The organism is Parasedimentitalea maritima, from assembly GCF_005771405.1.
In the GTDB taxonomy this organism is placed as follows: Bacteria; Pseudomonadota; Alphaproteobacteria; order Rhodobacterales; family Rhodobacteraceae; genus Parasedimentitalea; species Parasedimentitalea maritima.
The window spans coordinates 586,544-600,277 of sequence record NZ_VAUA01000001.1; the positions used below are offsets into that span (position 1 = coordinate 586,544).

Sequence of the window (13,734 nt, forward strand, 5' to 3'; positions counted from 1 at the left end):
TGCCTTTCGCTCAATACGCCGAATTTTCTGTTTCAGGGGCCTGAGACAGCCCACTTAAGGAGTGTTTCGTGGATAAATGGCATGGATTTCTGGATGGGCAGTGCGCCCTTCGTCCAAACGCACCGGCGTTTTCTGACACAACAGGAACCCGTTGGAATTACCGCGACCTATCGGTGGCCTGCGAGGCTCTGACGGCTGAGCTTGGATCCCATGGCGTCGAAGCTGGCGATCGCGTGGTTGTGCTGTCGGAAAACTGCTGTGCGGCGGTGGCGGTATTGTTTGCAATCTCGCGCCTTGGGGCCGTAGCGGTGCCGGTGAACGCTCGGATGAGTGCGGCAGAAGTAAACCGAATTCTGGACCACGCACGCCCTGCGGCCTTGTTGGCCACAACCGGAGTTTCAGAGGAGGCGGCAGGTCATGCCCTGCGGTTGAACGCCGTGCCCTGCGACGGAATTTGGGGGCAGTTGCATCTGGCGTTGCCCTATCCCAGCACGCCCCATGATGATCCGGAATTGGCCGTGCTGCTGTATACCACGGGGACCACCGGCGCCCCCAAGGGGGTGATGTTGAGCCATGCCAATATGTGCTTCGGTGGCAAAACCTCGGCCCAGCTGCGCGATATGACGGCGGAAGATGTCATCTATGGCGTGTTGCCGACGACCCATGTGTTCGGATTGGCCTCGGTGGTGACGGCAGCGATCTATATTGGGGCTCAGGTGCGGCTTGAAGCACGGTTCAGTCCTGCGAAACTGTATCTGGCGTTACAGGGTGGGGTAACACTGCTGTCGGCTGTACCTCAGATGCACGCCTTGCTGATGCAATACACCCGCGAGCAGGGTCATGAGAGCCTGCAAGACTGCCCGCTGCGCTATGTTTCTTCTGGGGCCGCGCCACTGGACCCGGACTGGAAACGCCGGGCAGAGGGTTTCTATGGCGTGGCCTTGCAAAACGGGTATGGCATGACCGAGACCACCGCTGGCATCTGTGCGACCCGTAGTTTGATCGGGGATCCTGACATCTCGGTTGGTCCTGCTTTGCCCGGGGTCGAGATTCGCGTGGATCAAGATGTCGAAGGCGGCGGAGCCGGGCTGGGTGAGGTGCTGACACGCGGTCCACATGTCATGCTGGGGTATTATCAGAGTGCCGAGGAAACGGCGAAGGTGCTTGATGGCGACGGGTGGTTACGGACCGGTGATTTGGGACGTCTCGATGACACCGGACTGTTGCATATTGAAGGTCGCGCCAAAGAGCTGATCATCCACGGTGGGTTCAATGTCTTCCCACCTGAAGTGGAGGCAGCGCTGAACGCCCATCCGCAAGTGGTGCAATCGGCTGTAGTTGGACGCAGAGTGCAGGGCGATGAACAGGTGCTTGCCTTTGTGCAGGTGGCCGATGGAGATGAACCCGACGAGGCTGATCTACGCGCTTTTGTAGCTGACCAGCTGGCGGGCTATAAGCGACCCTCGCGGATTGTTATGGCTCTGTCGTTACCCGCCGCGCCAACAGGCAAGATCTTGAAGCATAAACTGTTGGACCACTTTGCCCCGCACCTTGACGCTACAGCGGTGCGCGCTTGCGCGCACCGCTGTAGCGTCAAGGTGCGTGCAAGCACGCACCCTACACCTGACGCCTATGCCCAGACGCCTTCGGCCGCAGCGCGAATGTTGCGGATGTTTTCACCATAGGGGGCAGGGTTGTTGACTGAGCCACCTTTGAAAACTGCTGAGCCAGCCACCAGAACATCTGCCCCCGCAGCGGCAACCAGTGGCGCAGTAACCGGATCCACACCACCGTCAATCTCAATGTGGATGGGACGATCGCCAATCAATGCGCGCAACTGTTTGACCTTTTCGATCTGGCTGTGAATGAACTTTTGGCCGCCAAAACCAGGGTTCACCGTCATCACACAAATCAGGTCCACCATGTCGAGATAGTACTCAACCTCGGACACCGCAGTGCCGGGGTTCAGTGCCAGACCAGCTTTGGCGCCTGCCGCGCGGATGGCCTGCAGGGTGCGGTGGGTATGTGCGCCGGCCTCCACATGGGCGGTGATCACATCTGCACCAGCCTTGGCAAACCCTTCGATGTAGGGATCGACGGGGGCAATCATCAGGTGCACGTCCATTACGCCCTTGATGTGGGGGCGGATGGCGGCGCAGGTTGCTGGACCAAAAGTAATGTTGGGCACAAAATGCCCGTCCATCACATCCACATGCACCCAGTCGGCGCCCTGGGCTTCGATGGCCGTACATTCAGCGCCAAAGTTGGCGAAGTCGGCGGCAAGGATGGAGGGGGCGATTTTGATCTTGCGGTCAAAGGACATCGGGGTGTTCCCTTTAGCATTTGCGTTTGAGGGGCATATAGCCCCTCTTGCTGCAGGGTGATAGAGGCTTTTAGTGTCGCAGACCCGGGATGATTAGCCAGATACAGATGGCAAGCCGACCTCGGCACGACCCTGATCTGATTTCAGTGAGAAGTCTTGGCCGCGCCATGCATCTCCGCCCGGTCCACAAAGATAGGCCAAAGACTTTGCCACCCAATCCGCTGGGATATGAACCGAGGGATCCAGTTTGCTGACAGGATTCAGACCCGAGTCCCGTATGTTGCGTTGCATATCAGTGGCCACGGTACCGGGGCTAAGGCCGATGACGTTCAGGCCCTGGGCCCGGCACTCTTCGTCGCCGCAGCGGGTCAGCGACAGGACTGCAGCCTTGGTTGCACAGTAATGGCTCCAGCCTTCCAGAGCGCCGGTAGCCGCACCAGATGAGATGTTGAGAATGGTTCCGTGACCCTGTGCCACCATAACCGGAATGGCGGCGCGCATCCCGTGATAGACACCTTTGACATTGATGTCGGTGGCAATGCCCCAAGCCGCCGGATCACTGTCTTCAATCCGGGCAATCGGGTCGATCACGCCAGCATTGTTGATCAGCACATCCACCGTTCCAAACTTTGTTTGTGTAGTGCCGATCAGCTCTGAAACCTGTTTCCAATCACTGACATCACAAGGAACCGCAGTTGCATTGGATCCCAGTTCATCGGCCAGGGCTGTGATTGCATCAACGCTGCGTGCAGCCAATACGACATTTGCGCCAAGCCCAGACATGTGGCGGGCTGTGGCCTCGCCAATACCGCGGCTGGCACCTGTGATGATGATGGTTTTTCCTGCTAAGTCACTCATTTCGGTCTCCGTGTAGAAATATGAGTTCCAGATAGACGGTGCAAAATTTGCAAAACATGGTCGATCATTCACTATATTCATGCGCATATTGCACGAATGGATCTATCAACACTCAACACACTGCTGCTCGTTGCCCAACAAGGCAGTCTCGCTGGTGCTGCGCGCGTGCTGGACCTGGATCCGTCTTCGGTTTCGCGAACCTTGGCCACAGCCGAAGCGGAGCTGGGGTTGAGAATTTTCCAACGCAGCACAAGACGTCTGAACCTGACCGAAGAGGGGGAGAGCTATCTGACCCGCATCGCGCCTCTGGTCCAAGAACTGGAGCTGGCCAACGAAGAGGCGCGAGCACAGCGCCAGCACCCGGTTGGGCCGTTGCGGATCTCGGCCTCGGTGGCCTTTGGACAGGTCTGCATGTTGCCGTTGCTGCCACAGTTTCGGGCGGAATTACCCGGTATTCAGCTGGATCTACACCTCAGTGACCTGAATGTGGATCTTGTTGGCGAGGGAATCGACATCGCCATCAGGTTGGCACCCGCCCCCAATGGCGATCTGATCGGAACCCGCCTGAAAGGGGCACGCTATCATGTTTGTGCCGCGCCCGAATATCTGGCTCGTGGCCCTGCACCAAACCATCCCAGCGACTTGGCCCAGGTTGATTGCCTGCGCCTGTCCTTGCCAGTGTACCGCAGTTGCTGGCAGTTTCGCGATCTTCAGGGTGCAGAGGTTGAAGTCGAGGTTGATGGGTCGTTGATCATATCAAACCCACTGGCCCTGCGCGAGGCCGCACGTTTGGGATTGGGCCCAACCCTGCTGGCCGATTGGCTGGTTGCAGATGATCTGGCCACGGGTCAGTTGGTTGATCTGTTCCCCAACTGGCAGGCCACCGCCACAATGTTTGAGACAGGAGTTTGGGCCTTGTATCCCAGTCGTTCCTATCTGCCCGCACGGGTGCGGGCGGGCTTGGATTTCTTCAAAGCCCATTTATAGGTCAGTCGTTGGTACCATCGCCCGGGACAGACACATCATCAATGCCATGGGTAAAGGTACTGCGTGATCTGAGCTTTTTGTGCGGCGTGGGTTTGGAAAACATCCCATACAAGATCGCGGCGACAACGGCACAGCCAAGCAACAGGGCCAATGCGGCGTAAACATACTCCATAAACATCACTGAAACCCTCTGAACACTGATCCTTGAATACAATTTTCGCGCTAGTATACGCGTGATCGCTCAGAGGGCCAGCGCGGGATGATCTGCGATTAGGCTGCCCTGTAGAACAGGTAACGCTCGGGCGGAATGCTCTCAGGTGCCTTCAGGGGTTCAAACCCCACCAGTGGCTGACCTGAAACAATGATCCCACCCGGTGCCATGACGGCAGCGATGGTGGGGGACAGGCGCGCGGCTTCAGCGACGTCCTCTTCCTTCACACCAAAGCCAAAGTCATAATGTGCCAGTGCCATTTTGTGACCCTGTTCTGCCAGTTGTGCCATCATCGGCTCGGCCTCGCCCTGCAAGAAGTTTTCCTTGGGAGGCACGCAGGAGGGGTGGCATTGCAGAACACGGTCGATCACCCAAACGCGACGCTCAGGCAGGACCTCACGCAGGTGGTCATAGGTGCGGCCATTGCCCAGCCCCATATCCAACACATCTCCGTCCTGCGTTGATATCTGTTCGGCAGCCCAATTCAGCCCATCGCGCTGGGCGGTAAAGCGGCGGAGCATAGAATCCAGTCGGCTCATATCAAATTCCTTGTGTCTAAGGTCCAGGGGCAGGCTGGGCCAGCCATCAGGCGCGCGATCAGCGCCTCGGTAACGCGCCAGATCTCGGCGTCATGAACCAGATGATGGGTCAGAATACCATAGGGTTCTGTGTTATCAGCCCGTCCTAAGCGGCGGGCATTCAGCTGTTTGGTTGCCTGATCCAGCAGCTGTTGCGGCGGCACCACCGAGCGGCTGCCTTTCCAGTGGATCGGGTCCAGATGGGTGTTGATCTGCGCCAGCCCTTCGGCAGCGAGCGGAGCTGTGCGCGGGGTAAAGGTCGATAGCGCAGTAAAGCCAAGGCCGGGAAGCTCCTGAACCACTTCGGCGGCGATCCGGTTCCAGGGGGGCACAAACATCGGGACCAGTTCCGGCCCAAACAACTTCTGCAGGTTGCGCAGTCCCTGGCTAGCGTCTTTTATGATCTCATCAACCGGGCGATGCGCCCCAAATTCGGCCTTTTTCTCACCCTTCGGAGCGTGGCTGAGATGGGCCCACCCATGCACCACCGGGATTAGCTGAGTGGTCTCAGTCAGATAGTCAGCAAGCGTTTTGGTTGCGCCCTTCGGGATCACTGCCAAATGTACGGGCAGACCCAGTTTGGTTGAGAGGGCGGTCAGCTGATCCAGTTCTGCGGTGGGAGCAATCGCGTCATCATCGCGCCACCACAGCGGCAATGTCAGACCCTGATCCACCCAAGTCTGCAATTCTTGATCCAACGCGGCCCAGTCAGTACTCATGCGCGGCCCTCAGCCATGCCTATGGCGATCTCAACCGCACGGGCAGCGCCGTCAAACTGCAGCTCATTTGTCGCGCGGCGGGGGGATGTTATGGCGGCGTTAAGGGCTGTGCAGAGGCTCGCTGGTGTCAGATCGCTGCTGCGCAAGACTTCGATGCCGTCCAGAGGGGAAAGGCTCTCAGCGCGCAATCCCTGCTCAACCTCTTTACCCGCATCAAACGGGATCAGAACGGACGGCGTTCCAGCCTGAAGCAGATCCAGCGCCGTATTGTAGCCGCACATACTGACTGAGGCCGCGGCCAGCGGCAGCATCTGGCGGAAGTCAGGGCGGGCGGCTTCGATGACTGCAGGTGATCCTGTGGCGTTTAGGCGTGCGATCCGGTCGGTCGCATCGCTGCCACCAACCAACAGACGCCACGGGATATCCGACATCTGCGCGGCAGCAAGCAATGCGGTTTCAAACAGCGCATCACCGACGCTGCCGCCACCGGCGCTGACCAACACTTCGCCACGCCCAGCATTCAGCGGATGAGGTATCGCAGCGGGTGGGGCAACGTACCCCGTGTATCGCAGCTTGGCGTGCAACATTTCTGAGACCGGCCAGCTGACTTCAAGCCGGGTGGCGACCGGGTCCGAATGGACCAGCACCGCGTCGTAGAACTCGGCGATCATCGCGTCTGCTTGTGTGGCCTTTTTGGGCTTAGAAGGCGGTGCCAGAATATCGCGGATTGATGCCAGCACCACCGGGCGACGGGGCTGCGCATGGGCTGTTCGCAGCAATGCCTGAAACTCGGCAGCGAGACTGCGCCGTCCAAAGGGGTATAATTCAGTGATCAGTATATCCGGCTGCATGTCAGAGAGCGCTGCACAAAGGGCGGTCTGCCGCCGGGCGTAATACGCGGTCTCTGTGATCGTTCCGGTCTCATCCAGCAGTCGGGTGAAGTCCACTCCGTCAGATCGCAGGGGTGGCAGTTGCAACAGCTCAACCCCGTCCGTGTTTAGCTGTGCTGCCGGAAACCCACCCGAGGCCACACGGACCTGATGTCCCGCATCGGCAAAGGCGCGGCCCAGCGTCAGCGCCCGGCTGAGATGGCCGGTGCCTAACAGGTGGGTTACAGCAATCAGAACTTTCATACGGCAGCTGTACGCTTCGTCAGACGCACTGGTTCTGCGAGGGGGGTCAGAGTGTCACCATCGATTTCGACAACAAACAGCCGGTTGCGCTTGATTCTGAAGGGGGCGGGGCCGTCAAAGTTCCAGCCATAGGCACGCGCTAGGATCATCCGCATAATGCCAATGTGGCAAACTGCGACGGTGTCACGTTGCAGGCTGGCAACCCAAGGGGAGATACGCGCCCAGACCTCTCCCGGCGTTTCGCCATTTGGCGGACGATAGTCCCAGCCCCATTGTTCAATATCGCGAAACCCGCTGTTGGGGTCCGCCTTTAGGTCCAGCCCATGGGAGCCTTCCCAGTCTCCCCAAAACATTTCAGTCAAGGCCGGCGCGGTTTGTGGTTCGCGATCTGACACAATGCGGGCGGTTTCCGCTGCGCGCATCAGGGGGCTGGACCACAGGTCCGCGTGATCCCACGGCGCGGGCAGCGCAAAGGCAGCAAGGTCAGCGCGAGCCTCATCATCCAGTGGAATATCACTGCGGCCCTGAATGCGGCCTGCGCGGTTCCAGTGAGTGTGACCATGGCGCAAAAGAGCAAGGCGGATCATGTGGTAGCCTCCAGAAGGGGGGTAACGGCAGACCAAAACCGCGCAGTTGCGGCAGGTGCCAAATGAGTCTTGGATATCATCCTACGCGCGGCTGTGCCAAGGCTGGCACGCAGGGCCGGATCGGTCAGAAGGCCAGTAATTTGATGGGCCAACGCCTTTGGGCCATCCTCGGGTGTTGGGTAGGTGCCGGGCAGTAATACATCCCGCAGGCCCGGCCGATCCTGCGCTACAACCGGCAATCCGTGACCTTGGGCCTCAAGGTAGACCATGCCAAAGGCCTCGTTCACGCCGGGCCATAGGAACAAGCTGGCATTGGCGTAGGCCGCTGCCATTTCGGTACGGTCCAGTTGGCCCAGAAAGGTAACGCGCGGGCCAAACGGGGCCATCAGTGTTTCGACCTCGGCACGAGCAGGCCCGTCGCCGGCAATCTGCAAGGACCAATCCCCGGTTAGATGCGCAAGGGTCTTGGCGATGATCTGGTATGAGGCCAGTTTGTCGCCGCTGCGCATCATGCCTGCGGTCAGCATAGGGCCCGTCAAACGGGCCGCCGACGGAAGCGTCTCTGTTGGCAAGAAGGGGGGGAAATGCACCAGGTTCTGGTTTTCAAAACGCTCACGTTTCAAGGTGATCAGGTCATTGGCTGTCAGATAGAAAATCACATCAGCCGCATCACAGGCCCTATGGGCGGAGGCCGCGAACCCTGCCCATGAGCCGGTTAACCGACTGGTGGCGCGGGTGCTTTCGATCTGTACATAGGGGATGTTGCGGGCATGGGCCACGATTGGACCAATCAGGTCTGGGGCCTTGTAGTAGTTGTGGTAGGTGACCCAGAGATCCATGTCTGGCAGGGTGCGGATCAGACGATCGGCTTCGGTTTTTGCCTGCGCGTGCAGATCCTCTTGCAAGGCGCGGTCCCCTCGCTTGTCATAGATCTTCAGCTCGGAAACCAGATCAACAGATGCGCCACCTGCAGCAATAATGGCCATCAGATTGCGCGCCATTTCCCGGTCACCCGACGGCACCGGGTGGTGCGGCGATTTCAGGGGCGCATAAAAGGCAACCCGTCGACCCGCCCCTGTGATCATTGGCCTGCCAGCATCGCAGTCAGACGTTGGGACAGGCGGGTGATGCCGGGGCTCATACCAAATTCACATTTCAGCCGGGACAATGCCGCCTCAGCCATCTCAGCCGCCTGATCCGGATGCCGTGCAATTTGCAGCATGGCTTCAGCCAGGCATTCGGGCGCATCATCTGACAGCAATCCGTGGGTGCCTGTGGTGATGAATTCTGGGATTGCTGATACTGCGGTGGACAGGATTGGCAGGCGCTGCGAGGCCGCCTCCATCAGCACGTTGGGCAACCCATCGCGATCCCCATCACTGGCGATGCGACTGGGCAGGACAAACAGATCAGCTGCGCGCATGGCGGCAATCACCTCTGGCTGGTCACAGGCGCCGCGCCAGTTGATCCGGTGGTTGATCCCAGCCTTTATGGCCATGTCTTCAAGAGGTGCCTTCAGGTCACCGCCGCCAATATGGGTCCAATGCCAATCCAATCCCTCGGGCAGCAACGCGAGTGCGGCAATTAAGTTGTCAAAGCCCTTCTTCTCAACCAGGCGCCCGACTGACATCAGATGCAGCGGATCACCCGCCTTGCGCCAGACCCGATCCGGCGCGGCGGGAAATCGGCCCAGATCAAGGCCATGGTAAATCAGGTCAACGCGGGTTGGATCGTCCGACATCTCTTGCAGATGTTTGGCGCCAAACCCAGTGCAGGTTGCCCCAAAGGCCGCGCCATGATGGGCACTGGACAGTTTTTCTGAAATCTCCCAATCGGGTGAGGTCCAGATGTCTTTGGCATGGGCTGAGAAGCTCCATGGCAATCCGCGTATGATAGCGGCGTAGCGTGCAACCGATGACGGCGTGTGAAGGAAATGCGCGTACATGCCCAGCACTGCATCCGGCATTTCAGCTGCCAGGACACAGGCCTGCCCAAACCGGCGAATGCGATTATGGGAGGGGTCGCGTTTCAGGTCGGTGCGCCAGATCCTGTAGGCTTCGGCATAGCCGGGCAGGGTCTGCGCTACATTTCGTGCACGCCAGACCCGGTCCGGTTCCTGATACAGATATTCGGGCAGGTAATTTACCTGTGCCTGCAACTGGTCATGTAACGGATGGCGTTTGACGTCGGTGGGATGACGGAGTGACCAGATCTCAAAACTATGTCCGGCTGCTTCCAGCGCGACCAGTTCCTGCGCGATAAATGTTTCGGACAGGCGCGGCCAGCCCTTGACCAAAACCGCTAGCGGCGGAGATGTATTGCTCATTCTGTCGTCTCTTGTTGGGCACTGGCAAGCAGGCTTGCGACACGGTTGGTGACATAGTCCAACCCGTCAAGCAGCCCATCTGATATGGCCGCTGAAGGTGGCTTTTGCTGATCCAGTGCCCGAATGGCGCGGATCATCGAGTCGGCGGTCATGCCATCGCGTTCTTCGTCCAGCATAGCAATCAGGCCCAGCTGCTCAGCACGGCTTGCACGGATCCATTGCTCCAGACGTGGCGTGGTGCGCGGCACTATGACTGCGGGTTTGTCAAACGAGAGCACTTCACAGAAGGTGTTGTACCCCCCCATGCAGACCACACTCTGCGCTCCAGCAAACAGGGTTTCGATCTTGGATTCAAATCCTACGGCAGTGACCCGGCCACTCAGTTGGGCAACACGGGTTTCGAATTGCTCGCGGGTGTCACCGGACAGGAACGGCCCATAGACCAAAACCGCGCGTGGGTTCAGATCTGGGTCGCGTTCATAGGCGGCCAACACCAGATCCACCATTGCAGCGCCATCGCCGCCACCGCCCGGTGTGATCAGAATATAGGGTTGTTCGGGTGGTTCGCCCAAAGTGCCAAGATCGCGGCGCAGATAACCAGTGTAATGAGTGCGAGCCTGAACATCTGCGCTAAGGTCGAGCCCGGATGTTGGGTTATAAATCGAGCGCAGCCCATAGACCCAAAGCTCGTCATAGAAACTTTCGGTGGCTGGGATCGCGCCTTTGCGATGCCACTCGGCGGCGAGGACATCGGGTTCGTCCAGCACGTCGCGCAGTCCTAACACCAGGCGCGCGCGACCACGCGATTTAAGCAGATCCAGCGTTGGCAGTAGCTCTCCGCGAAAGCCGGTTGGTTCTTTGTCAACAATCAGGATGTCGGGGTCATATTGCTCGGCGGTCGAGCGGATCAGTCCAGCACGCAGGTCTGTGGTTTCATCAATGCTCATCCCCATGGTGCGGGAGGCATAAGACCCGTCCGAGCGTTTGATAACGCCGGGCAGGCGCACGTGATCAACGCGGGTGGGAAAGGCAAACCGGCCTGCCACAGGAGACCCGGTCAGGATCAGGGCCGAGGCGGTGGGGTCGGCGGCGGTGATGGCACCGGCCAGCGCACGCGAACGGCGCAGGTGGCCCAGACCAAAGGTGTCATGGCTGTACAACATCACCCGGGGCGGGCGTGAATCGTTGGTCGCGGGCGAAATGGTAGGAGTTTGAACTGTCATGGTCGAGCCTGAGCGGATGGGTCAATAAGTAGGATCGCGACAGGGCTATTTTGACCTGAGGCAAAGCAATAGAAAGCAGTCCGCGCGAGTCGGTGCGCCGCCCATAGCGGCGCCAGATGCGGTGAAGGGAAACCCCTTGTCTGCTCGGCCATTGTTCGCCTCAGGTTGCGCAGCCAGCTCCCAAAATTGGGATCAGGCACGGTCCATGTTTTTTCGCGCGTCCCTGCGGAGCACCCGGTTGCAAATTGCGTTGCAGACGGACCTCCGCGCCCGGAGGCTCGCGAACACAAAATGTATAGCCTGCGCGCAAAAAACATGCAATCAGCCGGGGTTCAACAATGCACAAAGTTGCGTATGGTCGTTGGGTTTGCGCTGCTGCCTCGGCTGGGCTATTTTTGTACAAATCACCCGAGGACCATCTTTCCCATGACGCATTTGTTTTTTCGTTTTCTGTTGAGTGGCTTGCTGGCAGTGATGCTGGCGGTTCCGTTGGCCTCACCCCTGGCTGCACAAAGCGATGACGCCAACAGCGCCGAAGCACTAGCCAAGGCTATCGAACTGGCCGCCGACAGTGGCGTTGGTGTTATTGTTCTGGATGGTCGAGGTCAGTTGGTTGGCGGCAGTGTCGAGGAACCGGGGGCAGGTGAGTCGGCGGATGGGATGGGGGGACCATCTGCGTTGATGCAGGTGCAATCCGAAGTCGACAAGTTTCGGCAAGAGCTGCGCAGCAGGTTGGCAGCCTTACCCTATGCCAAAGTAGAAGTGGCGTATATTCTGAAACAGACCAGCCCGGACGGGCGCATTCAGACCTATCTGGAGATCTTGGGCTGGTCTGTGCTTTTGCTGTTGATTGGTCGTTGGCTCTCCATTGAGATCTACGGCAAACGGATCGCCAAGCGTTTGGTTGTCGGGCGGGTCAAAGCCGACCCTGAAGGCTATCGCGATAAAATGCCATTCTTGGTGTTTCGGTTTGTCATGGGGATGGGAGCCACCATCTTTGCGATGATTTTTGCGGGGCTGGCGGGCTATCTTATTTTTGGACCCGCTGAGGACAGCTCGGTTAAATTTACTGTTACAGCGGTTTACACAGCCTATTTTCTGGCCTGCACCGCGTCAGACCTGTGGCGCATGGTGCTTTCCCCCTATCTTAGCCAGTACCGTATTCCGGTTTTCTCAGACCGGGATGCCAAACGCCTGTATCTTTGGGCCTCCATTTTGGCGACCTATGATATTTGTTCGATCCTGTTTGCCACCTGGGTTGGTGATTTTGGCCTGAACTATAACTTGTATGCCTTGGTGCATGGTGTGCTGACGCTGGTCGCGACCATCGGCAATCTGGCAATGGTTCTTTTCAATGCCCGCGCTATTACCAATGCGATCCGCGCCGGGAAGCCAAAGGCTGAATGTAGCTGGCTGGTGCAGGGGTTAAGCACCATCTGGGCCCCACTTGTGATGGCCTATATGGTGTTTGGCTGGCTGAACCTGGCGTTTGATCTGGTACTGGAACGCGAAGCTCCGATCCCATTGATGGTGGGAACCTATATGGTGCTGACGTTGATCCTGATTGTTTACGGGGTCATAAACTATGTGATCGAACGCTTCTTTGACCGGTCGCGTCAGGTGCAACAGTTGAACGAGGAATTGGCCGAGGCCGAGGGCATGGAAGTGATGCCCATGGATGATGATATGCGGCCAGCCCGTCCGGTGCATCCGATTGCCACGTTTGAGGATCTGGCACGCCGGGTGGCAGGTATTCTGGCTTTTGTGGTCGGGGGCTTTGCGCTGATCCGGGTTTGGAATCCGGATGTAAACTGGATGGCTGACTCGGTTGGTGAAAGAGTGACGGACGTTATCTCTATCCTGTTCATCGGCTATATCATTTATCACCTGTTCCGGATTTGGATCGACAGCAAAATCGCCGAAGAGACGGTTGATACGGAGGATGGTGAACTCGGCGATGAGGGGGGCGAAACAGGAGCCAGCCGGTTGGCAACACTGCTGCCGTTGTTTCGGGGGGCAATTCTGGCGGTTGTTGTGGTCTCCATTGGTCTAATAGTGCTGCTGGAGCTGGGCATCAACGTCAGCCCGCTGTTTGCGGGTGCAGGTGTGGTTGGTCTGGCCATCGGCTTTGGTTCGCAGACTCTGGTGCGTGACATTTTCTCAGGCGCGTTCTTTTTGGTCGATGATGCATTCCGCAAAGGCGAATACATCGACATTGGTGATGTGAAAGGCACGGTTGAAAAGATCTCGGTCCGGTCGTTCCAGTTGCGGCACCATCTTGGCGCGCTGCAGACCATTCCCTTTGGTGAAATCCGGGTGTTGACCAACTATTCCCGCGACTGGGTGATCATGAAACTGCCGTTGCGGGTAACCTATGACACCGATGTCGAAAAAGTACGTAAGCTGATCAAGAACCTGGGCAAAGAGCTGCTGAACGATCCGGTGATTGGCGATAACTTTATCCAACCCCTGAAATCGCAGGGCGTGATTGAAATGCAGGACTCTGCGATGATCATCCGGGTCAAATTTATGACCAAACCGGGTGATCAGTGGCTGGTGCGCAAGAAGGTCTACGAAGAAATCCGTCAATTGTTCGAGCGCGAGGACATCCATTTTGCCCACCGTGAGGTCACTGTACGCCTGGCCGAAGGTAAACCCGAGGATCTGAACCAGAAACAGAAAGAGGCGGTAACCGGTGCGGTGCAGGCTGCGATGGATGGGGATTTGCTGGACGAAGGTGGCGGAGCTGGCGACGATCGCTAGTTGCTAGATGCTTTCAAATACCCAAA

Annotated in this window: 13 protein-coding genes; 3 read left to right on the plus strand and 10 right to left on the minus strand. The window is 58.3% G+C overall.

The annotated features are described in order from the left end of the window. Nucleotides 1-68 precede the first annotated feature (68 nt). Entirely contained in the window at nucleotides 69-1,685 is a 1,617-nt protein-coding gene (locus FEE96_RS02965) for a class I adenylate-forming enzyme family protein (RefSeq protein WP_138161498.1), read from the plus strand. Here FEE96_RS02965 and rpe read toward each other — a convergent pair. Both rpe and FEE96_RS02975 read right to left on the minus strand, forming a co-directional pair. Next, on the minus strand, nucleotides 1,631-2,323 hold the full coding sequence (rpe, locus tag FEE96_RS02970) for a ribulose-phosphate 3-epimerase (protein WP_138161499.1): 693 nt from the start codon (nucleotides 2,321-2,323) through the stop codon (nucleotides 1,631-1,633). The two genes, FEE96_RS02965 and rpe, sit on opposite strands and share 55 nt — an antisense overlap. 93 nt (nucleotides 2,324-2,416) lie before the next feature. Continuing rightward, entirely contained in the window at nucleotides 2,417-3,181 is a 765-nt protein-coding gene (locus FEE96_RS02975) for an SDR family oxidoreductase (protein WP_138161500.1), read from the minus strand. Nucleotides 3,182-3,277: 96 nt separating this feature from the next. Here FEE96_RS02975 and FEE96_RS02980 point away from each other — a divergent pair, with 96 nt between their 5' ends. Beyond that, a complete protein-coding gene (locus tag FEE96_RS02980; protein WP_138161501.1) occupies nucleotides 3,278-4,168 on the plus strand; it encodes a LysR family transcriptional regulator in 891 nt (296 codons plus the stop codon). Nucleotide 4,169: 1 nt separating this feature from the next. On the opposite strand, the gene FEE96_RS23400 is transcribed toward FEE96_RS02980, so the two are convergent. From FEE96_RS23400 to FEE96_RS03015, 8 genes are all read right to left on the minus strand, one after another. Next, nucleotides 4,170-4,346, minus strand: coding sequence for a hypothetical protein (locus FEE96_RS23400; protein ID WP_171021589.1), 177 nt, complete (start codon nucleotides 4,344-4,346; stop codon nucleotides 4,170-4,172). 92 nt (nucleotides 4,347-4,438) lie between these two features. Further along, complete coding sequence (locus FEE96_RS02985) at nucleotides 4,439-4,918, minus strand: class I SAM-dependent methyltransferase (RefSeq protein WP_138161502.1); 480 nt, start codon at nucleotides 4,916-4,918, stop codon at nucleotides 4,439-4,441. Next, entirely contained in the window at nucleotides 4,915-5,676 is a 762-nt protein-coding gene (locus FEE96_RS02990; RefSeq protein WP_138161503.1) for a polysaccharide deacetylase family protein, read from the minus strand. Before FEE96_RS02990 ends, FEE96_RS02985 begins: the two co-directional genes overlap by 4 nt. Beyond that, on the minus strand, nucleotides 5,673-6,809 hold the full coding sequence (locus FEE96_RS02995; protein ID WP_138161504.1) for a glycosyltransferase family protein: 1,137 nt from the start codon (nucleotides 6,807-6,809) through the stop codon (nucleotides 5,673-5,675). Before FEE96_RS02995 ends, FEE96_RS02990 begins: the two co-directional genes overlap by 4 nt. After that, nucleotides 6,806-7,396: a histidine phosphatase family protein gene (locus FEE96_RS03000; RefSeq protein WP_138161505.1), complete on the minus strand. Its 591-nt coding sequence runs from the start codon at nucleotides 7,394-7,396 to the stop codon at nucleotides 6,806-6,808. The genes FEE96_RS02995 and FEE96_RS03000 overlap by 4 nt, the downstream gene beginning before the upstream one ends. Beyond that, on the minus strand, nucleotides 7,393-8,481 hold the full coding sequence (locus FEE96_RS03005) for a glycosyltransferase family 4 protein (protein ID WP_138161506.1): 1,089 nt from the start codon (nucleotides 8,479-8,481) through the stop codon (nucleotides 7,393-7,395). The genes FEE96_RS03000 and FEE96_RS03005 overlap by 4 nt, the downstream gene beginning before the upstream one ends. Beyond that, nucleotides 8,478-9,722 (minus strand): glycosyltransferase, encoded by a 1,245-nt coding sequence (locus FEE96_RS03010; protein WP_138161507.1) that lies wholly within the window; start codon nucleotides 9,720-9,722, stop codon nucleotides 8,478-8,480. The genes FEE96_RS03005 and FEE96_RS03010 overlap by 4 nt, the downstream gene beginning before the upstream one ends. Further along, on the minus strand, nucleotides 9,719-10,945 hold the full coding sequence (locus FEE96_RS03015) for a glycosyltransferase family protein (protein WP_246079257.1): 1,227 nt from the start codon (nucleotides 10,943-10,945) through the stop codon (nucleotides 9,719-9,721). Before FEE96_RS03015 ends, FEE96_RS03010 begins: the two co-directional genes overlap by 4 nt. A 426-nt stretch (nucleotides 10,946-11,371) precedes the next feature. On the opposite strand from FEE96_RS03015, the gene FEE96_RS03020 reads away from it, so the two are divergent. Further along, nucleotides 11,372-13,708, plus strand: coding sequence for a mechanosensitive ion channel family protein (locus FEE96_RS03020; protein ID WP_138161508.1), 2,337 nt, complete (start codon nucleotides 11,372-11,374; stop codon nucleotides 13,706-13,708). The last annotated feature ends 26 nt before the right edge of the window (nucleotides 13,709-13,734 follow it).

Coding starts and splice junctions, on each gene's coding strand:
- rpe (WP_138161499.1), bottom strand. CDS start 2,323: ATGTCCTTTGACCGCAAGATCAAAATCGCCCCCTCCATCCTTGCCGCC.
- FEE96_RS02975 (WP_138161500.1), bottom strand. CDS start 3,181: ATGAGTGACTTAGCAGGAAAAACCATCATCATCACAGGTGCCAGCCGC.
- FEE96_RS02980 (WP_138161501.1), top strand. CDS start 3,278: ATGGATCTATCAACACTCAACACACTGCTGCTCGTTGCCCAACAAGGC.
- FEE96_RS23400 (WP_171021589.1), bottom strand. CDS start 4,346: ATGTTTATGGAGTATGTTTACGCCGCATTGGCCCTGTTGCTTGGCTGT.
- FEE96_RS02985 (WP_138161502.1), bottom strand. CDS start 4,918: ATGAGCCGACTGGATTCTATGCTCCGCCGCTTTACCGCCCAGCGCGAT.
- FEE96_RS02990 (WP_138161503.1), bottom strand. CDS start 5,676: ATGAGTACTGACTGGGCCGCGTTGGATCAAGAATTGCAGACTTGGGTG.
- FEE96_RS02995 (WP_138161504.1), bottom strand. CDS start 6,809: ATGAAAGTTCTGATTGCTGTAACCCACCTGTTAGGCACCGGCCATCTC.
- FEE96_RS03000 (WP_138161505.1), bottom strand. CDS start 7,396: ATGATCCGCCTTGCTCTTTTGCGCCATGGTCACACTCACTGGAACCGC.
- FEE96_RS03005 (WP_138161506.1), bottom strand. CDS start 8,481: ATGATCACAGGGGCGGGTCGACGGGTTGCCTTTTATGCGCCCCTGAAA.
- FEE96_RS03010 (WP_138161507.1), bottom strand. CDS start 9,722: ATGAGCAATACATCTCCGCCGCTAGCGGTTTTGGTCAAGGGCTGGCCG.
- FEE96_RS03015 (WP_246079257.1), bottom strand. CDS start 10,945: ATGACAGTTCAAACTCCTACCATTTCGCCCGCGACCAACGATTCACGC.
- FEE96_RS03020 (WP_138161508.1), top strand. CDS start 11,372: ATGACGCATTTGTTTTTTCGTTTTCTGTTGAGTGGCTTGCTGGCAGTG.